Origin of the sequence: Klebsiella sp. 1SOBk5mer (assembly GCF_046603115.1) — a bacterium.
Lineage (GTDB): Bacteria > Pseudomonadota > Gammaproteobacteria > Enterobacterales > Enterobacteriaceae > Klebsiella > Klebsiella quasipneumoniae.
In genome coordinates this window covers 52,738-74,463 of the sequence record NZ_JBKIUU010000005.1, presented here as the reverse complement: position 1 = coordinate 74,463, position 21,726 = coordinate 52,738, and the positions used below count along the sequence as shown (strand labels likewise).

The following is a 21,726-nucleotide window of genomic DNA, read 5'->3' as shown; positions in this document are numbered from 1 at the left end:
CCGGGCAACGGTTTCCGTGGCAGGATGTTAACAATACAGCGGCTTGAGGTCGTCAGCCGACAGTCCGGTAATTTTCTGTACCGTCTCTTTGTCGAGGCCATTCTGTAACATGCTGCCGGCAATGCGCAGCGCCTCACGCCGGCTCCCTTCCTGTAAGCCCTCAAGGCGCCCTTCCAGGCGCCCCTCCTGTCGGCCCTCATGCCGACCTTCCTGTCGACCTTCCTGCTTAAGCTTTTGCGCGATAGACATCAATGTATCCTCATACTGTGGCAGACGGCGGGCCAGCCGGCGGAGAAACACGCCCGGCTCGGCCGTGTTACCGTACTGCAGCATATAGTGAAACAGCATTCTCAACTGCCGGGGGTTAGTGTATCCCAGCATCACCACGGCCGCCAACGACTCCGTTATGCCGCTGAGATCGCGCTGGCGAATATGCTTTTGCATCAGCTCCAGCAGGGCGACCCGCCGATGCTGCACGATTTCATCGTCCGGCATGACCGTGACGTCGATCAATGGAAACTGACTGCCGTACAGCCTCTTCGCCAGCTGCGGGTCGGCAAATTCATCCAGCCAGTTGAGGGAAAAAGGATACGGACTGGTTGCGCCATGATAAAAAAGCATCGGCACCACCAGCGGCAGCGTTTTGTGCCCGGCGTCGAGGTGTCGCTGCATCGCGGCAATCGCATAGCGCATTAGACGAAAAGCCATATGATTATCCGGCGAGCTCTGATGCTCTATCACCACGTAAATATATCCCGCCCCGCAGGTGGTTTGCACCGACCACAGCACGTCCGAATACCAGGCGCGTAGATCCTCATCGATAAAGCTCGCCGATTGCAGCCTCAGAGTAGCGAAATCGCACCGCTGGCGGATCGCTTCGGGAAGATAGAGCATGAGAAAATCATTCGCCGTCTCCGGGTGGCGAAGAAATCGTTTAAACACCGCATCATGCGGCGTGGCGGTTATTCGTTTTTTCATGGCCATCCGCTTGCCTGAAAGAGAAGGAAAGCCGGACTCTACCACCGGTTTTTAACCGGTTGGTTTTGACGATGATTTTCTGGGAAGCGCCTCGGAGAATAGCGGAGCGGCCAGTCTGACTGGCCGCCATAGGCAAGATTTAGTAATCAAACTGCCGATAATAACGGCGGATATTCAGGTCGTGGCCGGTATGGTGCTCAAAGTGGGCCGCCAGCCGGTCCACCAGCAGAGTAGACACCACGCACGGCGCCATAATCCAGCGGAACGCATCATCAATGCCGTTCAGCGGATAGTCGCGCGGGTCGATCACCACCAGATGGTCAGTTATCTTTTCGGCAAAGCGTTCGACGCGCTCGTCCAGCGCCCGGCATTTCCCCTCGCCCTTCACCAGAAACAGCGGGACCTCTTTTTCCAGCAGCTCCAGGGTGCCGTGGAAAAATTCAGCCGAGCTTACCGACTTGGTCCGCTTCCACTGCATCTCTTCGAGAATACACATCGAGAACAGGTAGACCTCACCCCACATTTCCGCGCCGCCAATCCACATCATATAGTCGCTGTCATGGTATTGCGCGGCAATGCTGTCCGCCTGGGGATCGAACTGGCGTTTGGCCTGCAGAAGATTTTCCGGCAGCAACTCGAGCTGGCTGGCAAAACGCGCATAATCCGCAAACTCGCCGTGACGATAAATGACGCGGAAGAATAACCAGTACAGCAGCATATATTCATATTCCACGCCATTTTTGTGGCACATCGGAATATGCCAGCTGGCGGCGGCAGCCAATGGCGAATCGGCATGAGGGGTAATGGCTACCACGCGTATCCCCTGCGCCTTGCACCATTCGGCAATGGCCACCGACTCTTTGGTATCGCCGGATTTGGATAACGTCACCACCACTGCATCTTTATTTAATTTTTTATGCCCGCGATGAATTAATTCCGCCGCCTGCTCAAGATAAACCGGCACGCTGGTTAATTCTTTGGCAAACTCATTAATTGCCATCATCGGAGCTAAAGAACCGCCTACCGAGGCGAAAAATAACGCGCTGCAGCCGCTGTCATAAATAGCGTCGGCCACGGTTTCAGCCTGTTTACGCGCAGCGATGATCTCGCGAGCACTGGTCAGGTACTCGTCCTGATTAAAACCCAACATAGTTTTCTCCTGAATAATCAGATTTTACTTTTTAATACGCGGTCAAAATCGTCGAAAATACGTATCGCCAGATCGATGCCTTTTAGCCCGGCGGTATGCCAGGCGAGCATCTGCACTGGGACAATCAGCAGCAGCGGCGCCAGGTGATGCTCGCACGGGCAGTTAAGCGCCAGCGTTTGTTCATCCTCTTCGTCCCCCAGCGTCAGGGTAAAGGCGCGGGCAATGGACGGCGCCATATAGTCGCGCAGCGCCCGGGTTCGCGCGTCCGGCGAGTCTTCCATAAACAGCATCACATGGCGGGCATTGGCTTCCAGATAGGGGCCGTGCATATAGGCTTCCAGCTCAAAGCCGCTGGAAGGTACCCGCACCGTCTCAGTAAATTTGGTTTCGAACTCTTTCGCCACGCCAACCAGCGCGCCATAGCCGGTGGCGACAAAGCGCTCGCCGCGCCGCAGCGTTTCGCTATGCTGGTCGATAAAGCGCGAAGTGCGGGCGATGACCTCCGGGATCGCCGCCGCCAGTCGCTGGAATTCGGCAAGATAGTGCTGCTCCTCGGCTTCACTGGCCTTCCCCTGGCTGCGAGCAATCATCAGCGCTATCAGCAGCAGATTGAGCACTGTCGCGCTAAAGCCGCGGGTGACAAACCCTACGCTCTCGATCCCGGTATTGATATCCAGAACGCCATCGCAGGCCCGCCCGGTCGGGCTTTGCGGATCGGAGGTCAGGGCAAATACCGGCAGTCCTGAGGCCTGTACCTTACGCATCGCCTCCAGCGTCGACGCGCTTTTTCCGCTCTGTGAAATCGCCACCACCAGATCGGTATGCGGGTCGATAGTTTCGTAATGGGTAAAATTGTACGGCTCTTTTATGTCCACCAGCACGCCAAAGCGTTGTTCAAAGAAATAGCGCGCGCAAAGCGCGGCATTCAGCGACGATCCGGTCGCCAGCAGCAAAATACGCCGCACCGGCTGCTGGCGGGCGAAGGTCTCAATCGCCGCCAGCTTGCGCCGGTAGTCGCGCAGGATCTGCGCCAGACAGGCCGGCTCTTCGCTGATATAGGTCATCATTGTTGGTCGCATAGCTCACTCCCGTTAAAACAATCCGATCCACGAACCCAGAATGCCCACCAGCGCCATTCCGCCGATAATAGAGAGCGGTTTAACCTTCCGCCCCAGCAGCCAGTAGACGATGCCGAAACTCACCAGCGGCAGCATGCAGGGCAGAATGTCGTTGATGATGTCCTGCACCTGAGTTTTGGCCTCCCCGGCCCCGAAGGAGACAGGGATGGTGATATCGATCATTGAGGCGGTCATCGCCCCGACCACCATCAGGCCGATAATCGACGCCCCGTAGGTCAGGCTCTCCATCATTCCGCTCTTCTGGATCCGCTGCAGCACCCCAGTGCCCAGCACGTAGCCCCAGCGGGTAAAGCACCAGCGCACCAGAATGTGCGGCACGTTAAACACCAGCAGAAACAGGATCGGCCCGAGAATATTGCCCTTTAGCGCCAGGCTGGTGCCGATGCCGGTGGCGATCAGGCGCAGCGTTCCCCAAAAGAAGGAGTCTCCCAGCCCGGCCAGCGGCCCCATCAGCGAGGCTTTGACGTTATCAATCGCGTTGGCATCCATATTTTTCTGCTGGCTGTTTTTCTCCTCCATCGCCGTCGTGATCCCCAGCAGCAGGGTGACGATATGCGGCGTGGTATTGAAGAACACCAGATGGCGTTTCAGCGCCCCGGCCAGCTCCTCTTTGCGCGGATAGAGCTTCTTCAGCACCGGGATCAGCGCGTAAACAAAGGCGAGATTCATCTGTCGCTCATAGTTCCACGAGAACTCCATCTGGAAGGAGCGCCAGAACACCCGGCGTAAATCACGCGGCGTAATTCGCGCTTCTTCCTGCTCCTGCGGCTGCAGGGTCTCTTCAGAAATCATCTTCGTCGTCATCGCTGACTCCTTGTTCTGTCGTGGTACGAGGTGCGCTCAATGCGGTGACGTTAACCATCACCACCGCCACGATGGCGCCGAGAATGGCGATACCGGTCACCGGGATTTTCAAATAGGCCATCAGTACAAAGCCGAGGAAAAAGTACGGCGCCACCTTCTTGTTAATCAGCAACCTGGCGAGCATCGCGAAGCCGAGAGCCGGAATGATCCCGGTGGCCACGCTGAGTCCGTGTTTAATAAATTCCGGGATCGTATCGAGCAGGGATTTCACCGCGTTGCTGCCCACCAGGAATGAGACGGTCACCACCGTGGCAAGCATCAGCGACAGGCCGAATCCGGCAATCAGATGCATCCGCTCAATGCCGCGCGTATCCGCCCGTTCCGCATAGCCGTCCGCTTTCTGGCTGAGCAGCGGAATAAACATCCCCAGATAAACGTTTTTCAGGATCAGGGTCAGGGTGGCGATAGGCAGGCCGAGCAACAGCGCCGTTTCCGTGCCCGCGCCGGAGGTGATGGCGAACGCCACGCCGAGAATACCGCCGGTCACCACGTCGGGCGGGATCGAGGCGCCAACGGAGAACGAACCGATAAACGCCAGCTCCAGCGTCGCGCCCATAATGACGCCGGTCTGCACATCCCCCAGCACCAGACCGGTCAGTAGCCCGGTGACGATAGGCCGGGAAATCAGCGACGTCCCTAAGGCATATTCCGATTGCGCGATAAACGCCACCAGACCCAGTAAGAGAGCCTCTACCATAATCTGTCCTCCGGAATCACACGCATTCCGTAAAAAGCTGTTTGCGATCGTTCGGGACCTGGCGAATCTCCACCTCGACGCCTTTGCCCACCAGTTGTTGCAACTGCTCTATTTCCTCCGGCAATAAATTAATCGCCTTAGAGATATTTTTACTGCCCTCTTTGGCCTTAATCCCGCCGAGATTAATACTTTTTATGTCCTCAACGGCGCTGGCAATACGCCAGGCGTCATTGACCGATTCCACAACAATAAATAAATTATATTTATCGGTAACCCCGCTTTTTATCGCCTCAATTGAGTCATTTATATTTTTAATCACCAGCTTCACCGAGGGTGGTTTAGCTAGCTTAATGGTGGTTTTCCGCAGTTCATCCTCAGGGACACTGTCGTTGGCGATTAAAATACAATCGGCGCCGACATATTGGGTCCAGGAAAAGGCTACCTGGCCGTGAAGTAATCGATGGTCAACCCTTAATAACGTAATCATTATGCATCCTCATTTCAGAAGTCTTTATCCATAGTCATCGCCCCGGCAATAGTCTGATTGCAGTACTGAATGCTCTCTTTAGCGTTGATTAATGCTTCAGAAATTAATTTTTCGGTATTCTCTTCCGCTGCAGAAATAAGCAGATCAATAATTAATGGTAGATTTAACCCGGACAATAAATGGAAGTGCGGGCGCGATAAAAAACGCACAAACTCATTATTCACGCTACCGGCGAAAATATCCGTAATCACAATCAGCTCATCCTGCGCCGGGAAACGCGCCAGCAGCGCCTCCACCTGCTGCGTCAGATCGACCTCCTCTTCCACATAGGCGCACAGAGTATGAATATCCGGCTGTTTACCGAGGATCAGCTCCACAGAGTTCAACAAACCGTTAGCAAAGGTGCCGTGGCTGGCAAAAATATAGTGTCGTTTCATCCTTACCTCGAAAGCGCATTCCACTGCTTTCTTAATTGCAACCGACGTGCCAGAAACAGTGGCGCGTCGGCTAACGTAAGGACAAAAGGGAGAGAAGCGTTAAAATTCTTGATCTTCCTGAATAAATTCCGTTTCCCGCGTCAGAATATCGTGAATGTAGTACAGTTCTACGGCGGGGATTTTGACACTATATCCGCTCTCTATGACACTAAAGGCCTCGCGCAGCGTCGCCAGCTCGCGCTCCGGACACTGCCTTCCCGCATAATGGGTTGGGGAAGCGTGGCGAATTAACCGCTCTATCAGACAGCTGATATGCACATACAGCGCCACCTTACGTTCGTTGGGCACCTCGTACCCGGCCAAATGCTCATAGCGCAGCAAAAACTGCTCAACCTGGTTGATCACCTTCGCGGTATCGAGGATCGTCACCGACTCGATCACCCGCCGCAGCGAGAAGTTTTTCAGGATCAGGTTGTTGATCTCGCTGACCTGCTCCGCTGTCGCCAGTTCGCCGAAGATACGCATTAGCGGGCGACTTCCCTCCCCCGAGATCAGCGAATCCAGCGAGATCCACGGGAGATCGGCAAGATGCGGATCGAGGGTGCCGACGATCGCCAGCACGTCGTAGCGGCTGAGCATCGGCTCCCGCCGCGCGGGGTCGGCCAGGGTCTCCACATCGCAGGCCACAATATCAACGCCGAGCGCTTCAGGGATGCTGGCTTTTAACAGCGCCGACAGGTTCGCCGCAGCGCCCAGGCCGGTGGCGCAGGTGGTCAAAATCGCCCGCGGTTTATCGGTCTGCGGGTAATAGAGCTGGTGCTCAACCGCCAGATCGTCGCCGATCTCGCGGACGATATCTTCCAGCATATCGCCGTGTAAAATCCGCTCCCCGACGTACATCGCCATGCCGGTGGAGACATTGTTAATAATCGCCACCGGCGTATTCAGGCGACGATTAAAATGGCTGTGAATAGCGTTCAGCGATCCCATATCGACCAGAATGATCAGCCCTGACGCCAGCGCGTGGCGCTCAATATACGCCATCACCTGATTAGCGATAGCCTCCGGCGTCACGTCGAGCGGCATGTCGAATGACTCAAACAGCGGGCTTTTCAGCAAGCGGTTCGCCACGCTGGCGATGCTGCTGGCGGTGGCGTAACCGTGAGCGAGAATAATCGCGCGGGTCACCTGCTGCTGGCTGATTGCGCCGTTTTTCTGGAACCATAGCACCAGCAACAGCAGGTCAATACGCCGGGGCTCAATATCCAGCTTCAGCGCCAGCGCGTCGAGGATCGCTTCGCAAAAGCGATACAGCAGCGGGAATTTGTTTGCCAGAAAATCCGCCAGCAGACGGATTTTCTCATTGCTCATCGTGGACGCCGCCTGACGGGAGCGATGGATCAGGTAGTGGCTCAGGGCGTAGAGACAGTTGCCGTTAAACTGGATATTGAAGCGTTTTTCCAGGCGATAATACTCCTCCCGCACCTGATGGGCGATCAGCAGCAACATCTGCGAGCTACTGGCATCCTGGTTATCAAAGATCAGCCGATCGAAGAGGGTTTCAATCTCCTCCCCCATGCTTCTTTGCGCCTCTTCCCAGACCGTTTTTTTATTTAGCACTGCTTCATACAGCGCCAGAATCCGACACTGAACGTCATGGATCAGCCCCTGAACCGGATCGCGCGCCCGCAGCAGCCAGACCAGACTGGTCTGCGGCTCGATAAGCAGCGGCTCCTTCTGGCCCATGGCTTCACTGAGCGCCGGCGTCGCCGCCATGATATTTTCCGGCAGATCGTGCAGCGTCACGGTCAGCATCTCGCTGCCCGGAGACCTGGCCCAGGCCGATGCAACGGCGTACTTCACCACATTCTTCAGCTCGCCGACGTTGCCTCGATAAACGTACTGCGTCAGAACCTGCAAAAGCCGCGGCGTGAGCTGCAGCCTGGCGGCAAGCGTCCGCGCCTCCTGCCAGAAAAACTGCAGCGTTAGCGCCTCCTTCTCCTCGCGGCTGCGGTGTTGAAGATCGGGCAAGCTGACCAGGATCGGAATACGACGAAGAAAGGTGGTCAGAAACGTGCTGTGAATATCTTCGGTGGTGGCAAACACCAGCCGCAGGGAAATCGGCAGGCCATGGGCGGTCTCTCCCACCCGGTAGATCTCCTTGCGGTCCAGCCAGGTGAAGAGCTTCTCCTGCCCCTGAGCATCCAGTCGATGGACCTCGTCGAGAAACAGCATCCCGCCGTTTGCCGCCTCGAACGCCCCGGCTTTATCGCTCTGCGCGCCGGTAAACGCGCCTTTGACATAGCCAAACAGGTTGGCGGCCAGCAGCTCCGGGTTACTGGCATATTGCGCGCAGTTGAAGCTGACAAAGGGCGCATCGGGCGCCAGCAGGCCCTGGGCGATCGCGAACTCGTGCATCAGCTCCGCCATATAGCTTTTGCCGGTTCCGCTGTCGCCGACGATCAGTAGCGGCAGGCCGCCGTTGGGATAAAACAGCGCGGTTTTCATCTGCTCGATCGGTTTACGCAGGCTGCCGTCATGCCCGGTCAGCAACGAAAAATGGTCCGCCTGTTCCGGCTGGCGGTCACTCTCCGCGAGCAGCTCCGCCATGCTGGCGTACTCGCTGCGGGAAAGGGGGAAGAACTGCTGGCAGAAGGCTTTTTTATGCAGAAAATAGACCGGCCGGGTGTTGATCTTCACCAGCACGTCCTGGGCGACCAGCTGATTGAGATAGTGGCTGGCGGTATTTCTTTGCATCGCGAAACGCTGAGCCAGCCAGCTGGCGGTAAAAACGTCGCTCAGGTTATCCGGATCGAAAAAATCGGTCTGATTTTGCAAAAAAGCCAACAGTTCCGTTTTACGCATTACATCCCCCTCGTCGCCATTACGAAGAGATATGATGCGGCAAAAGAGAGGTTTATCGACGCCCCGTGCTGTTTTTTGCGGCCCAGCGCACACTCCCGCCTAAGCGGACTTCGCTGCGGCACACTCCATCGTCATTTCATACTGCTGCAGCGATAGCGGCGCATATCCCGCCGCGGCAAACAGCGGCGTAAAGGTTTCCGGGACCGTCACCGACGTGCCGATCCCCGGGAACTGCTGCGCCAGCGCCATCAGCAGCGCTTGCGCCAGCCCCTGGCGACGGGCGGCGGGTTCCACCCATAAAAACTGCAGTACAGGCCGTGAGCCCGAGGTGCTCAGTACCGCGAAGGCGCGCTGTTCCAGGGTCACGACGCGGCATGGCAGGGTGGCGAAGGTAAGCGGATCCATCAGCCAGGGGAGCTGACTGTTACTCTCCTCAACGGCGCGTCGAAGCAGTGCCAGGATCGGATAAGGCTGTAACACGCCAGGCGCCGCAGCCAGAGGCTCTGCGCTCAGGTAGCCGCAGAGCCCATAGCGCCGCGTAAAGCCTAACGACTGATACAGCGCGACGGCCGCGTGGTTATCGCGGATCACCTCCAGGGAAACCGTCTCGATCTCCTGCTGCTGCAGAAACGTCAGCAGCTCCTGCATCAATTTCCGCCCAAGACCTTTGCCGCGCCAGGCCGGGCGCAGGGCAAAGGCCGCCAGGCGAGCCATATTCCCCCGACGCGCGACGATCGCGATCGCCGCCGGTTCATCTCCGGCCAGCCAGACGCGGGAATCGATCAGGCTCATCCCCTCGGCGCTAAAGCGCTGAACAAATCCCTCCACAGACTGGGTCACCGGTACCAGATAGGCTTCAAAACAGGCGTTAAGAATATCCGTTAACTGCACGCTGCTGAACTGCGTGGCGGGAACGGCGGTCAGCTCCATATTTTTCTCCCGAAGGCTGCTATGCTCAGGTGATGAAAACTAACACTATAACTGCCGGCGCCGGATTACGCCTGACCGAGGAGAGTGATATCGCCCTTCTGCCGGCCATTGAACGTTCCGCCGCTCAGGCATTTCGTCAGATCCCCGCTCTCGCCTGGCTGGCGGACAGCGAGGTAATTAGCGTTGCGCGCCATCATGATTATCTGGAAACGGAACATAGTCTGCTGGCGGTGGCCGCCGGGCAGCCGGTTGGTTTTATTCTTACCGAACCGCTCGACGATGCCTTATTTATCGCCGAAATCGCCGTCCACCAGGCCTGGCAGCATCAGGGCATCGGGCGGATGCTGCTGGAGCAGGTTATCGAGCGCGCCCGGCAAATGGCTTACCCGGCGGTGACCCTCACCACCTTCCGCGAAGTGCCGTGGAATGCGCCGTTTTATACCCGCCTGGGATTCGCCATACTCGATGAGCTGACCCTGCCCGCCGGGCTGGCGGCGAAAAGAGAACAGGAGACCCGGCACGGACTGCCGCCGGAGACGCGCTGCGCCATGCGCCTGGCGTTGTAGACGCCAGCGCTGAATTTAGCGGCGATATATGGTACAAAGTACCAATCAAAACTTACCTGTTGCTACCCGTATGTCCTGGTCAATTGATATTATTTCCTGTATTACCGATCGCTTTGTGGAGCTCACGGCGACCGAAAAGCGCATCGCGCAGTTTATTCTCGATGATGTCGCGGCGGCGGCGGAGCTACCCATCGCCGAGATCGCGCGTCTGACTCAGACCAGCCAGGCGTCGGTCACCCGTTTTGCCCGGGCGCTCGGCTGTAAAGACGTCCGTGAGCTAAAGATGAAGCTTGCGCAATCCCTTGCGGTCGGCCAGCGGTTTATCCTCGATGTTCCGGACCTCGAAGGCGTACAGGGGATCTATGAGTCAATCATCAGCGTGCTGGAGACCAATCGCCGGGCGCTGGATATCGAGGCGTTGAAGCGTGCGGTGAGCTGGTTGAGTGCAGCGCGGCAGATCCTCGCCCTTGGAATGGGCGGCGGGTCAACCATCTGCGCTCAGGAGATTCAATATCGCCTGTTTCGTCTTGGACTTCCGGTCGTCAGTCAGAGCGACGGTCTGCTGGTACGCATGATGAGCTCGGCGGTGACGCCGCAGGATGTGGTGATTGTGCTGTCTCTGGGCGGCTATACCCCGGAGATCATCGAGAGCGCGGCGATTGCCAGCCAGTACGGCGCGAAGGTCATTGCGATTACCCCCGCCGGGACGCCGCTGGCTGAGCAGGCGGATCTGGTGCTGCCGCTGCTGGTGCGGGAAAACGACTATATCTTCAAGCCCAGCACTTCGCGTTATGCGATGCTGGCGATGGTCGATGTGCTGGCCACCGAACTGGCGATGGCCAACAAAACTCAGGCAAAAGGCAAATTACGTCGTATTAAGCTGGCCCTCGACAGCCACCGCGGCGGTGTCGATCGCCAGCCTCTTGGCGACTAGCCACCGGCAGCGGCGATAAACCTCTCCGCCTGCAGGCGGGTACGTTCCACGGCCTGTCCGGCGCGATACAGATCGCTGCCCAGACCGGCTCCGGCGCACCCAGCCCGCATCCAGGTTGCCAGATTCTCCGGCGTCACGCCGCCCACCGCCAGCACCGGCACCTCCGACGGCAACACCGCTTTTAACGCCCGAATGTAGTCCGGACCGAAAGCAGAAGACGGAAATATCTTCAGCCACTGCGCCCCGGCATCCAGCGCGTTAAACGCCTCAGTCGCGGTGGCGCACCCGGCACAAACCTGCATTCCGTGCGCCACTGCCTGACGGATCACCGCAGGCTGGGTATTCGGCGTCACGATAAGCTTCGCCCCGGCCTCAGCGAGAAAATCGACCTGTTCCACGCGCAGTACCGTTCCCGCGCCTATCATCGCCTGCTCGCCAAACCGCGCAACCATCTGCGGAATACTCTGCTGCCAGTCTGGCGAATTGAGCGGGATTTCGATATAGCGAAAGCCTGCATTGATTAGCGTCTCAATATGATCTGCCGCCTCAGCGGGTTGAATGCCGCGTAAAATCGCCACCAGCTTAATCTTGTTCATGCATTATCCTCGCCATGCCAGCCAGCAATGCCTCATCGCCACTGCAGCTGTTAACCGTCATTCCGCGCGCCTTCATCGCCCGACCGTAGCGGGCATTCAGCGCCGGGTCGCCAACCAGCGTGACGGCAGAAGCACGGAAACGCTGCCCCAGGGTCGCTACCTCCGCGCCAATCAGCAGCCCGGAGAGGTAATCGCTGACCGAGCTCGCCGCCAGACCGCCCAGCACCCGGGCGGCCCTGGCGACAAACAGTTCGCTAATCAGCGACGGCTGCGCCAGCCCTTTTTCCAGCCCCCGTTCAAACGCCGCCTCGTCCGGCTGCTGGGCAGGCAGCCCTTTGCCGATCAGCGATTGCGTCATCAGCAGATGATGCAGTTCGCCGGTCATCGCCGTGGCAAAATGACGCACCGCGCCGCCCGCCACCTGGACCCATTTGCAGTGGGTGCCCGGCAGCACGTAACACTCCGCCGGCGCCAGCTGGCAGGCCCCCAGCAGCTGCGTCTCTTCGCCGCGCATCACGTTGAAATCCCCGTCCTGTTCAATCTTGAGGCCGGGAATAATCCACACGCCTTCAGCAACGGCGCATAGCTGCCGCCCGGGCGCGTCGATCGCCGCCGGACAGTCCAGATACGGCACCGCCTGCCAGCCCGCGTCGCTGCCGATCATCCCGGCCATCAGCACCGGCAGCGCCTGTGCGCCGCGCCAGGGGGCCAAATGCTCCGCGAATACATCGGCAGGCGATCGTCCGTTCAGGCGGGTAATACCCAGCGGCAGCTGCTTCGTTTCGACGCACTGGCCGTTGCGAATCAGCCAGCCGCGCAGCTGGGTAGAGCCCCAGTCGACGGCAATATAATCCTTCATTGTGCTTCTCCTGAGACCTGCACCGCCGTCTTCGCCGGGATCGCCTCCCCTTCCCGCTCCTGGGTAATCATTTCCAGCGCCTGCTGACGGCTGATTTTGCTGGCTGGCGTCATGACGGTGACAAAAATAGCGGAAACAAAGCTGCCAACGACCGACGGAATGCACGGATTGCCCCAGTAAGCCAGCCAGTCGGCCTTAACCAGAACCACAATAGACACCAGCATGCCGCTCAGCAGCGCGGTGAGCGCCCCCTGCCAGTTAAAGCGCAGCCAGAAGCGGCCGAGAATGGAACAGACGAAGAGCCCGGACATCAGCATGGAGATCATTTTGGTGATATAGCTGATGATATCGTTCGAGGTCAGGGCGAAGATCATCGCCAGGCCGATGACGAACGCCAGCATCCAGCGAGAGAGCGTTATCGCCTTATGCGCCGGCGGCATTTTTCCGGTAACAAGGGTGTAGACATCCCGCATCATGATGGCCACGGCGGCTATCGCATCGGAGCTGGCCGAAGACATGGTGGCGGAAAGTCCGGCAATCAGGACCACCAGCCCGAGGATCGCCGGTAAGAAGCTGGTGGCGAACAGGAAGGCGTAGTTACTGTTCTCAAGATTGGGGTTCATCGTCCAGGCCGCCATGCCGATGATCGCCGGCAGCACCGAGAAAAACAGATACAGCACGCCGGTATAGACAAACGAGCGCCGCACCGAAGAGACGTCTTTTCCCGAGTAAATACGCTGGCGATAGGAAGGGGTCGCCAGCACGCCGACGCCGATGACCATCGCCAGCGATAGCGCCGGAATGGTCCCCAACTTATCGACCGCAAACAGGCTCATCGCCTTGGGATCCATTGCCTGAACGATGGCATCCCATCCCCCGACGTGAACCACCGCCAGAATCGCCATCAGGATAAAACCGAAAAACAGAATTAATGCCTGAATGGTGTCTGTCCACACCACAGCAGAATAACCGCCGATAATGACGTAAATCGCAAACGCCATGGCAATAATAATTTTTGCCACCGTCAGATTAATTCCTGTCGCCCAGGCTAAATACATACTCCCGCCAAGAATATGCGCCCCCAGCCAGCCAATTGAGGCAATAAATATCATTATCCCGACGAGGTTTTTAATTAAATGGCTGCCACCAGTGTAATAAGAAAGCTCTTCGCTCATGGTCATAAAGCGTAGCTTGCGCACCGGCGCAAACAGCCAGGCCACCAGTAAAATACCGATGGCGCCGCCCACGCCGTAGAGCATCCCGGCCCATCCATTGCTGTAGCCGAAGCCGACAGCGCCCATGCTTGAACCGGTTCCCACCATGGTCGCCACGGTAGACCCCAGCGTCAGGAACAGCGGCAAAGAACGGCCGCCGAGTAAAAAATCCTCACCGCTTTTTTGATGACGGGACACGTACCAGCCAAGCCAAATCATGGCCAACGCGTAAATAATAAAGCCGACTAAAAAGACATGACTATTCATAATTCACATCCTGCCAGTTAATTTTGTAAAGGTAAAAGGCTACGAAGCGCTGAATTATTTCAGCGCTCAAAATGACTATTTATATTTCTGGTTACTAACTTTTTATGCGCGAGAAGCGTTATAACAGGTCACATCCACTTCGACTTTACAATCCACCACCAGGTCCGCTACGCAGCAGATGCGGGCAGGCGGGTTGTCGCCAAAGAACTCGCGGAAGACTTTATTGAAAGACTGAAAATAGCGCGCATCGGTGAGGATCACTTTAACATGCACCACGTCGGCCAGGGTGTAGCCCGCTTCGGTCATGATATCTACGCAGTTCTGAATCGCCAGACGCGACTGGTCGACAATCCCGCCTTCCACCACTTCCCCGTCCTTCATCGGCGTCTGGCCGGACACGTATAGCCAGCCTCCCGCTTCCACCGCCCGCGCGAACGGCAGGTGCTGCCCGCCGGTACCGGTACCGCCCTCTACGCCATAACGTTTAATACTCATTTTTCACTCCTCAGTTCATTCGGCGGCGCAGGAAACGCCCCGCGCGCCCGATAATCTTTTTGTCGCTGCCGTAGCTCATCACGCCGTTAACCATCACCGCCTCAATACCGTCCGCCGGACGTTTCGGGTCGGAGAAACTGGCGACATCGCGCACCGTCAGCGGGTCAAACAGCACCAGGTCGGCGTAGTAGCCCACTTTTACCAGCCCACGATCCGCCAGCTGGAAGCGCGCCGACGACAGCCCGGTCATTTTGTGGATCGCGGTAGTCAGCGGAAACAGGCGTTCATCGCGGCAGTAGTGGCCCAGGACCCGCGGAAACGCGCCCCACAGCCGCGGATGCGGCATCGGGTCGTTCGGCAGCCCGTCGGAGCCAATCATGGTCACCGGATAACCCAGCACCCGCCGTACGTCCTGCTCGTCCATGTTGTAATAAATAGCGCCTGCCGGCATCAGCCGCGCCGCGGCGTCGTGCAGGCTCACCTGCCATTCATCGGCGATCTGCTGCAGCGTTTTTCCGGCCTGCTCGGGCTGTGCTTCCGACCAGGTGATGACGATATCGAACTCATCGGTGACCTGCTTCATATCCAGCGTCGACGAGCTGGCGGAATAGGGGTAACAGTCACAGGCGATCTCCTGGCGCTGGCGCATCTCATCGAAGAAAGCCAGCGTCTCCTTCGTGCGACCCCAGTTTTTCGCGCCGGCGCACTTATGGTGCGAGACCACCACCGGCACGTTGCCGTGGCGACCAATACGGAACGCCTCGTCGAGCGCCTCCAGAATCGGCTCGAACTCCGAACGCAGGTGGGTGGTGTAAATTCCCCCCTCTGCCGTCAACTCCTCAGAGAGCGCCATCACTTCTTCGGTGGTCGACTGGAAGGCGCTGGCGTAGGCAAGTCCCGTGCTCAGTCCTAAAGCGCCCTGCCGCAGCGCATCGCGCAACTGTATGCGCATGCCGGCGATTTCCGTCTCGCTCGCCGGGCGGAACAGGTCATCCATATGGTTATTGCGCAGCGCGGTGTGCCCAATCAGCGTCCCGACGTTAAGCGAGGGTCGCGCGGCCTCTACCGCATGGGCATAGGCTTCGACGGTGGGATAGATAAAGTGCTGTCGTTCGCCGAGAAGATTCATCGGGTCTGGCACCTCGCCGCGCATGGTGGCGGTTGCCGCGCTGATCCCACAGTTGCCGACGATCACGGTTGTCACCCCCTGGCTGAGCTTAGGCAGATACTCCGGCATGCGGATGACGTTGATATCGTCATGGGTGTGAACATCGATAAAGCCAGGCGCCAGTACCCGCCCCTGGCCATCAATCACCTGCTCCGCCGCGACATCCAGCGCCGGGGCGATAGCCATTATTCGGTCGCCCTTCACCGCCACATCGGCACGGTATTGCGGCCCGCCGCTCCCGTCGATCACCGTGACGTTTTTGAAAAGCCAGTCAACTTTCATAGCAATTACTCCCTTTCGACATACCGACAAGTTAACCATTTACAAGTGCAAAAAACAGTGGAAAACTACGCAAAAACCAGATCATTTTGTGATACTTTTATTCAAAATAAACAAAAGTTATTAATTAAAACCATTATTATCAAAGAGTTATAACTGATACCCAGCAACTAACCGATTATAAACCCTGAAAGGATAGTGTTATGAAATACCATTCAGCACCGCTCATTCCGCACAAATCCGCCCTCATGTCCGCGCCGGCTAATCTGCTGGCGGAAGAGGGCTGTCTGCCTGCCGCGCTGCTAAAAAAGTCGGCGCTGGAAAATAATATTTCATGGATGCAGCGCTACGCCGATGCCCGCGGCGTATCGCTGGCGCCGCATGGTAAAACGACAATGACGCCATGGATATTTCAGGCGCAGCAGCGAGCGGGAGCGTGGGGGATCGGCGTGGGCAGCGCCTGGCAGGCCAGCGCGGCGATGGCCAGCGGCATCCAGCGCGTCCTGATGGTCAATCAGCTGGTCGGTAAGGCCAATATGCAGGTGGTCGCGCAGCTAAAAGCCCACTACCGGGCAGTGGATTTTATCTGCTGTGTCGATAGCGAGGCCAACGTGCGCGCCCTCTCCGCGTTCTTCGCCGCCCAGGGACAAACGCTGGATGTGCTGATTGAACTTGGCGTGCCGGGCGGACGCTGCGGCTGTCGTAGCGTGGATGACGCGCTGGCATTGGCGCAGCGGGTCAGCGACCTGCCGGGGCTACGGCTACGCGGTCTGGAATTGTATGAAGGGGTCCTGCACGGCGACGATCCGCAACCGCAGGTGGAAGCGCTATTACAACAGGCTGCAGCGCTAGCCTGCCGCATGGAGCCGCTGGTTGACGGCGAATTTATTCTCACCGGCGCGGGCACCGTCTGGTATGACGTGGTGTGCAACATCTGGCTGGCGGCGGCAAAACCGCGCCGCTGCCGTATCGTCATTCGCCCTGGCTGTTATATCACCCACGATCGCGGGATCTACGATCTCGCCCAACAAGCGCTGATCGCCCGCGATCCGATTGCCTGCGATCTCGCCGGCGATCTCACTTCAGCGCTGGAGCTGATGGCAATGGTGCAATCGGTGCCTGAGGCGGATCGCGCGGTGGTGAATTTCGGCAAGCGCGACTGCGCCTTCGACGCCGGGCTGCCGCAGCCGATCGCCCATTATCGTCACGGCAGGGAGTTAGCGCTGCGCGCTGAGTCGATCGTCAGCATCGGCATCATGGATCAGCACTGTATGCTGCGCCTGGCGCCGGGCAGCGATGTGCAGGTCGGCGATATTCTGCTGTTCGGCACCTCGCACCCCTGTCTGACCTTTGATAAGTGGAAGACGTTGCTGCTGGTCGATGACGACTACAACGTGCTGGACGAGCTCGACACGCTGTTTTGACAGGCATCCCGGGTGGCGGCGCTTCGCGCCTTGCCCGGGCTACACAACCCGCGACGTTCGGTAGCCCGGCTAAGCGTAGCGCAAGCCGGGGGATGTCCCGGGGGACGGCGATTCGCGCCTTACCCGCCCTGGCGCAAGGCGCAAATCTCATCATGCAATGAACGGCTGATGACGACCCCCTGCTGCTCACTCTGCTGGCGACAGGCGAACCGCCGCTCTCCCGGTAACCGTGCCCCTTGCTCCTGCATCCCTCTGAACAGGGTTTCGGCGCGCGCCAGTTGCTCCTGTGCCTGCGCGCCGAGAAAACGCTGCGGATCCAGCGCCAGAATCAGTTCTCCGCCGTAGGGTAAACCGCCCGCGCCGTTATCCCACGCCAGCGATTCGGCGCTGGTCATATCGCCGATAAGCGGCCCGGCCAGCAGCTCAACCATTGCCGCCAGCGCCGAGCCCTTATGGCCGCCGAAGGTTAACATCGCGCCGTTCAGTACCTCTGTGGCATCGGTAGTCGGCTGCCCCTGGCTGTCGATTCCCCACCCTTCCGGTAGCGCTTTGCCAGCGCGCTGATGCAGCTGGATCTCGCCGCGCGCCGCGGCGCTGGTCGCCATATCAACAATAAACGGCGGCTCCTCCCGCCGCGGCCAGCCAAAGGCGATAGGGTTGGTGCCGAACAGCGGACGGGTGCCGCCCGCCGGGGCGACCCAGGCATGGCTTGGCGTACAGGCCAGCCCCACCAGCCCTGCCTCAGTCAACGGCTCAATATCGGCAAACAACGCGGAAAAATGGACGCAGCGGTTAATCGCCAGCGCCGCAATACCGCTGTGCCGCGCTTTCTCCAGCAGCAGCGGCAGCGCGCGTTCGTAGGCCAGCAGCGAAAAGGCGCCCCCGGCATCCGCCCGCACAATCGCCGGCGCCTGGTCGTGGATCTGCGGCTCGGCATCAGGCGAAACCTTACCTTTACGCAAGGTATCGACAATGCCCAACAGCCGCCACAGGCCGTGGGAAGCGCAGCCGTCGCGCTCCCCGGCAGCCACGTTACGGGCGATGGCCGCCGCGTGGTCGGCGCTGAATCCATTGGCGCTGAGCACCGCCAGCGCCAGGTCATAAGCTTCTGGTAACGATAGAGTTACCGACCCCATACTGTTCTCCTTTACTCTTCTTCGTCTCCGCTAAAATTAGCCTGCGGCAGACAGCTGCGCGCGCCCCAGTAATAAATCCCCAGCGACATCGCCGCCACCAGCACCGTATCCCAGGGGTGACCAATAACATTAAGCCCGCCGAAGCTGCCCAGCCAGGAAAAGAGGATAATCAACGCATAAAAAGCGATCAGCCACAGCGAAGACTTCACCTGCTGCGCCAGACTCACGGTATGTTCCGGCACCTTGCCTTTGCACATCACATACACCACAAACATCACGATCTGCAGCCCCAGCAGCCACGAGAGCGTATTCCAGCCGGACCAGTAGACGATCAGCGCCGAGACCATAAACGACACCGGGCCGATGATGCCGAAGGCGCGCACGCGGAACGGCCGCGGCAGATCCGGGGCGTTGCGGCGCAGCCCGGCGGCGGTCACCGGGGCGATGGCGTAGCTCAGCACCAGGGCCGCCGACACCACGCTTATCAGCTGTTCCCAGGAGGGGAACGGCAGCGTCCAGAAAATCGACAGCCCAAAGGTCAGCCACAGCGCCGGGCGCGGAATACCGGACGCTTTATCAATATGGGTAAAGGCTTTAAAGAAAGTACCCGCCTTCGCCCAGCCGTAGATCACCCGCGGCGTCGCGTTCATATAGATATTGCCGGTGCCGCTCGGGGAGATGATCGCATCGCTTATCACCATAAAGGCCAGCCAGCCCATGCCGAGGGTAATGGCGATATCGCGATACGGCAGCGAGAACTGTTTGCTCACTTCGGCCCAACCGCCGTTCAGCATCTCGGTGGGAATACTGCCAAGGAACGCCAACTGCAGCAGCACGTAGATAATCGTCGACAGCACCACTGATAAAATCAACGCGATAGGGATAGTCCGCTGTGGCTTTTGTACTTCGCTGGCCACCGAGATAATCGGCGTCAGTCCCAGATAGGCGAAGATAATTCCCCCGGCGCTGATCGCCGCTTCCACCCCGGACATACCAAACGGCGCAATGCCCTGAGCATGCAGGTTCTCAGGTTTAAAGAAGGCGAACAGCGTGACCACCACCAGCAGCGGCACCAGAAACTTGAGCACGCTGATGAAGTTGTTCGAGCGGGCGAAGGTCTTGACGCTGTAGTAGTTCAGCGCGAAGAAGAAACAGAGCAGCAGGAACTGCACCCCCCACCCCAGCAGCGTCGGCGAGCTGGAGCCCGGCTGGGTCAGCGCCGGAAACCAGGCCGCGGCATATTGCCGGGCGGCGACAATTTCTATCGAGATCAGGCTGGAGAAGGCGATCAGGGTGATGAACCCCAGCAGATAACCCATCAGCTCACCGTGGGAAAAGACCGGGTAACGAATAATGCCGCCGGCGCGCGGCAGCGCCGCCCCCAGCTCGCAGTAGACAATCCCCAGCAGCAGCACCGCAAAGCCGCCGATCACCCACGACGCGATACCGGCCGGACCGGCAATGGATGCCACATGGCTGGCGGCGAATAACCATCCGGAGCCGAAGATCGCCCCCAGGCCGATAAAGGTGAGGTCGGTCAGGGTCAGCTGTTTTTTAAACTTACCCGACTCCGCAACGCGGGTTTGACTGTTATGCGTAGTGTGAATGGTCATGGTGATGCCCTTGCGTCAATGAGAGGAGGAAATCGCTTCCCGGGTCCACTGGCCGTTGACCAGGCGCAGCAGGTTTAAAGGGTTCGCATCCTGCAGCGCCGGCGGTAACAGGGCGGCCGGCGCATTCTGCAGGCAGACCGGGCGCAGAAAACGCTCAATCGCCCGGCTGCCGACCGACGTCCCGCGCGCATCGGTCGTCGCCGGCCATGGGCCGCCGTGGACCATCGCATCGCACACTTCCACGCCGGTGGGATAACCGTTAAACAGCACCCGTCCGGCCTTCTCACACAGCAGCGGTAGCAGACTCGCCGCCAGCGGGCCGTCGTCCGCTTCCGCGTGCAGCGTCGCGGTGAGCTGTCCTTGCAGCGCTTTCACCACCGCCTGCAGCTGGGCCGCGTCGTCCACTTCCACCAGCAACGATAGCGGGCCGAAAACTTCGGTCTGCAGCAGCGTATCCTGCGCCAGCAGATCCTCGACCTGAGCCTGCCACAGCTGGGTTTGCGCCTCCCCGGCGTCGGCGGCGAGGCCGCTCGCCAGCCTCTCGATACGCGGATGCGCCGCCAGCGCCGCCACGCCCTGGCGGTAGTGCTGAAGGGTCGGCGCATTGAGCAACACCTGCGGCGCGCAGCCCGCTACCGCCGCGCACAGCGCCGACTTAAAGCGTTCCAGTCCGGCGCCGCGCAGCGCCAGAATCAGCCCCGGACGGGTACAGAACTGGCCGCCGCCGAGGGTAAATGACGCCACCAGCTCGTTCGCCAGCGCCTCGGCCCGCGTCTGCAGCGCCTGCGGCAGAATAATCAGCGGGTTAATCGCCGACATTTCAGCAAACAGCGGGATTGGCTGTGGGCGCTGCTGCGCCAGCTGATATAGCGCCTTACCGCCGGCCAGCGAGCCGGTAAAGCCAACGGCCTGAATCGCTGGATGGCGGACTAATTCGGCGCCGATATCCGTCCCGAAAATCATATTGAATACGCCGCCGGGTAACCCACACCGCGCGACCGCCCGGACGATCGCATCAGCGGTCAGCTCGGCGGTGGCCATATGGCCCGCATGGGCCTTCACCACCACCGGGCAGCCAGCCGCCAGCGCCGAGGCGGTATCGCCGCCAGCGGTGGAAAAGGCCAACGGAAAGTTGCTGGCGCCAAACACCGCCACCGGCCCTAACGCCTGCTGATATTGACGCAGGTCCGGGCGCGGCAGCGGCTGACGGTAGGCTAAGGCGGTATCAATACGGGCGGCGAAGGTATCCCCGCGCAGGATCACGCCAGCAAACATCCGCAGCTGGCCGCTGGTTCGCGCCCGCTCGCCCTGCAGCCGCGCCAGCGGCAGCGCGGTCTCCTGTTCGGCGATAGCAAAAAACGCCTCCCCCAGCGCGTCCAGTTCATCGGCAATGGCGCAGAGAAAGTGCGCCCGCTGCTGCGGCGCGGTCTGTGAATAAACGGCAAACGCCTGCTGCGCCGCCTCCGCGGCCTGGGCAGCCTCCGCGCGGGAAGCCGGATAAAAGCGATGGCCGGTGGACTCGCCATCCACCGCCCGCAGGCTCAATAGCGTCGCTTCGCCGCTGGCAACGCGGCGTCCGGCGATAAACTGCCGTCCCGCCGTGGTTTGAGATGCATTCATATTGACTC

Annotated in this window: 21 protein-coding genes; 4 read left to right on the top strand and 17 right to left on the bottom strand. The window is 59.2% G+C overall.

All coding sequences use genetic code 11. The features are described from left to right. Nucleotides 1-27: 27 nt before the first annotated feature. From ACLH1U_RS13215 to ACLH1U_RS13175, 9 genes are all read right to left on the bottom strand, one after another. Nucleotides 28-984, bottom strand: coding sequence for an Rpn family recombination-promoting nuclease/putative transposase (locus ACLH1U_RS13215; protein ID WP_411299292.1), 957 nt, complete (start codon nt 982-984; stop codon nt 28-30). 133 nt (nt 985-1,117) lie between these two features. Continuing rightward, nucleotides 1,118-2,128, bottom strand: coding sequence for an SIS domain-containing protein (locus tag ACLH1U_RS13210; RefSeq protein WP_411299291.1), 1,011 nt, complete (start codon nt 2,126-2,128; stop codon nt 1,118-1,120). A gap of 17 nt (nt 2,129-2,145) precedes the next feature. Beyond that, the gene (locus ACLH1U_RS13205; RefSeq protein WP_032454784.1) at nt 2,146-3,207 is read right to left on the bottom strand and encodes an SIS domain-containing protein; all 1,062 of its coding nucleotides are present in this window, start codon (nt 3,205-3,207) and stop codon (nt 2,146-2,148) included. A gap of 12 nt (nt 3,208-3,219) precedes the next feature. Beyond that, complete coding sequence (locus ACLH1U_RS13200; RefSeq protein ID WP_023291869.1) at nt 3,220-4,071, bottom strand: PTS system mannose/fructose/sorbose family transporter subunit IID; 852 nt, start codon at nt 4,069-4,071, stop codon at nt 3,220-3,222. Then, nucleotides 4,049-4,828, bottom strand: a complete 780-nt coding sequence (locus ACLH1U_RS13195) for a PTS mannose/fructose/sorbose/N-acetylgalactosamine transporter subunit IIC (RefSeq protein ID WP_023291868.1) — start codon at nt 4,826-4,828, stop codon at nt 4,049-4,051. The genes ACLH1U_RS13200 and ACLH1U_RS13195 overlap by 23 nt, the downstream gene beginning before the upstream one ends. A gap of 16 nt (nt 4,829-4,844) precedes the next feature. Then, the gene (locus tag ACLH1U_RS13190; RefSeq protein WP_023291867.1) at nt 4,845-5,315 is read right to left on the bottom strand and encodes a PTS sugar transporter subunit IIB; all 471 of its coding nucleotides are present in this window, start codon (nt 5,313-5,315) and stop codon (nt 4,845-4,847) included. 14 nt (nt 5,316-5,329) lie between these two features. After that, the gene (locus tag ACLH1U_RS13185; protein WP_044525295.1) at nt 5,330-5,752 is read right to left on the bottom strand and encodes a PTS sugar transporter subunit IIA; all 423 of its coding nucleotides are present in this window, start codon (nt 5,750-5,752) and stop codon (nt 5,330-5,332) included. A 99-nt stretch (nt 5,753-5,851) separates the two neighbouring features. After that, nucleotides 5,852-8,617 carry a sigma 54-interacting transcriptional regulator gene (locus tag ACLH1U_RS13180; protein ID WP_023291865.1) on the bottom strand — a complete coding sequence of 922 codons (2,766 nt, stop codon included), beginning with the start codon at nt 8,615-8,617 and terminating at the stop codon, nt 5,852-5,854. Nucleotides 8,618-8,716: 99 nt separating this feature from the next. Next, the gene (locus ACLH1U_RS13175; protein ID WP_048296610.1) at nt 8,717-9,547 is read right to left on the bottom strand and encodes a GNAT family N-acetyltransferase; all 831 of its coding nucleotides are present in this window, start codon (nt 9,545-9,547) and stop codon (nt 8,717-8,719) included. Nucleotides 9,548-9,579: 32 nt separating this feature from the next. Between ACLH1U_RS13175 and ACLH1U_RS13170 the strand changes: the two genes are divergently transcribed. Together ACLH1U_RS13170 and ACLH1U_RS13165 are read left to right on the top strand one after the other, a co-directional pair. After that, nucleotides 9,580-10,113, top strand: a complete 534-nt coding sequence (locus ACLH1U_RS13170) for a GNAT family N-acetyltransferase (protein ID WP_032454780.1) — start codon at nt 9,580-9,582, stop codon at nt 10,111-10,113. Between the two features lie 70 nt (nt 10,114-10,183). After that, a complete protein-coding gene (locus ACLH1U_RS13165; protein ID WP_032429092.1) occupies nt 10,184-11,047 on the top strand; it encodes a MurR/RpiR family transcriptional regulator in 864 nt (287 codons plus the stop codon). Here the strand turns inward: ACLH1U_RS13165 and ACLH1U_RS13160 are convergent. From ACLH1U_RS13160 to ACLH1U_RS13140, 5 genes are all read right to left on the bottom strand, one after another. Beyond that, the gene (locus ACLH1U_RS13160) at nt 11,044-11,643 is read right to left on the bottom strand and encodes a 2-dehydro-3-deoxy-6-phosphogalactonate aldolase (protein WP_023291861.1); all 600 of its coding nucleotides are present in this window, start codon (nt 11,641-11,643) and stop codon (nt 11,044-11,046) included. The genes ACLH1U_RS13165 and ACLH1U_RS13160 overlap by 4 nt on opposite strands. Beyond that, nucleotides 11,630-12,502 (bottom strand): 2-dehydro-3-deoxygalactonokinase, encoded by an 873-nt coding sequence (locus tag ACLH1U_RS13155; protein ID WP_087827562.1) that lies wholly within the window; start codon nt 12,500-12,502, stop codon nt 11,630-11,632. Before ACLH1U_RS13155 ends, ACLH1U_RS13160 begins: the two co-directional genes overlap by 14 nt. Continuing rightward, nucleotides 12,499-13,983, bottom strand: coding sequence for a sodium:solute symporter family protein (locus tag ACLH1U_RS13150; RefSeq protein WP_004886423.1), 1,485 nt, complete (start codon nt 13,981-13,983; stop codon nt 12,499-12,501). Before ACLH1U_RS13150 ends, ACLH1U_RS13155 begins: the two co-directional genes overlap by 4 nt. A 102-nt stretch (nt 13,984-14,085) precedes the next feature. After that, nucleotides 14,086-14,478 (bottom strand): RidA family protein, encoded by a 393-nt coding sequence (locus ACLH1U_RS13145; RefSeq protein WP_004204205.1) that lies wholly within the window; start codon nt 14,476-14,478, stop codon nt 14,086-14,088. A 10-nt stretch (nt 14,479-14,488) separates the two neighbouring features. Further along, nucleotides 14,489-15,928, bottom strand: coding sequence for an N-acyl-D-amino-acid deacylase family protein (locus tag ACLH1U_RS13140; protein ID WP_032454777.1), 1,440 nt, complete (start codon nt 15,926-15,928; stop codon nt 14,489-14,491). Between ACLH1U_RS13140 and ACLH1U_RS13135 the strand changes: the two genes are divergently transcribed. Then, nucleotides 15,906-16,052 carry a hypothetical protein gene (locus ACLH1U_RS13135; protein ID WP_032454776.1) on the top strand — a complete coding sequence of 49 codons (147 nt, stop codon included), beginning with the start codon at nt 15,906-15,908 and terminating at the stop codon, nt 16,050-16,052. The two genes, ACLH1U_RS13140 and ACLH1U_RS13135, sit on opposite strands and share 23 nt — an antisense overlap. A 76-nt stretch (nt 16,053-16,128) precedes the next feature. Further along, nucleotides 16,129-17,349, top strand: a complete 1,221-nt coding sequence (locus ACLH1U_RS13130) for an amino acid deaminase (protein WP_085551425.1) — start codon at nt 16,129-16,131, stop codon at nt 17,347-17,349. Between the two features lie 119 nt (nt 17,350-17,468). On the opposite strand, the gene ACLH1U_RS13125 is transcribed toward ACLH1U_RS13130, so the two are convergent. Genes ACLH1U_RS13125 through ACLH1U_RS13115 form a run of 3 tightly spaced genes read right to left on the bottom strand, consistent with a single transcriptional unit; the run spans nt 17,469 to nt 21,718 of the window. Then, nucleotides 17,469-18,485: an Ldh family oxidoreductase gene (locus ACLH1U_RS13125; protein ID WP_085551426.1), complete on the bottom strand. Its 1,017-nt coding sequence runs from the start codon at nt 18,483-18,485 to the stop codon at nt 17,469-17,471. Between the two features lie 11 nt (nt 18,486-18,496). Next, a complete protein-coding gene (locus ACLH1U_RS13120) occupies nt 18,497-20,098 on the bottom strand; it encodes an APC family permease (RefSeq protein WP_044525289.1) in 1,602 nt (533 codons plus the stop codon). A 15-nt stretch (nt 20,099-20,113) separates the two neighbouring features. After that, nucleotides 20,114-21,718, bottom strand: coding sequence for an aldehyde dehydrogenase (NADP(+)) (locus tag ACLH1U_RS13115; protein WP_411299290.1), 1,605 nt, complete (start codon nt 21,716-21,718; stop codon nt 20,114-20,116). Nucleotides 21,719-21,726: the final 8 nt, after the last annotated feature.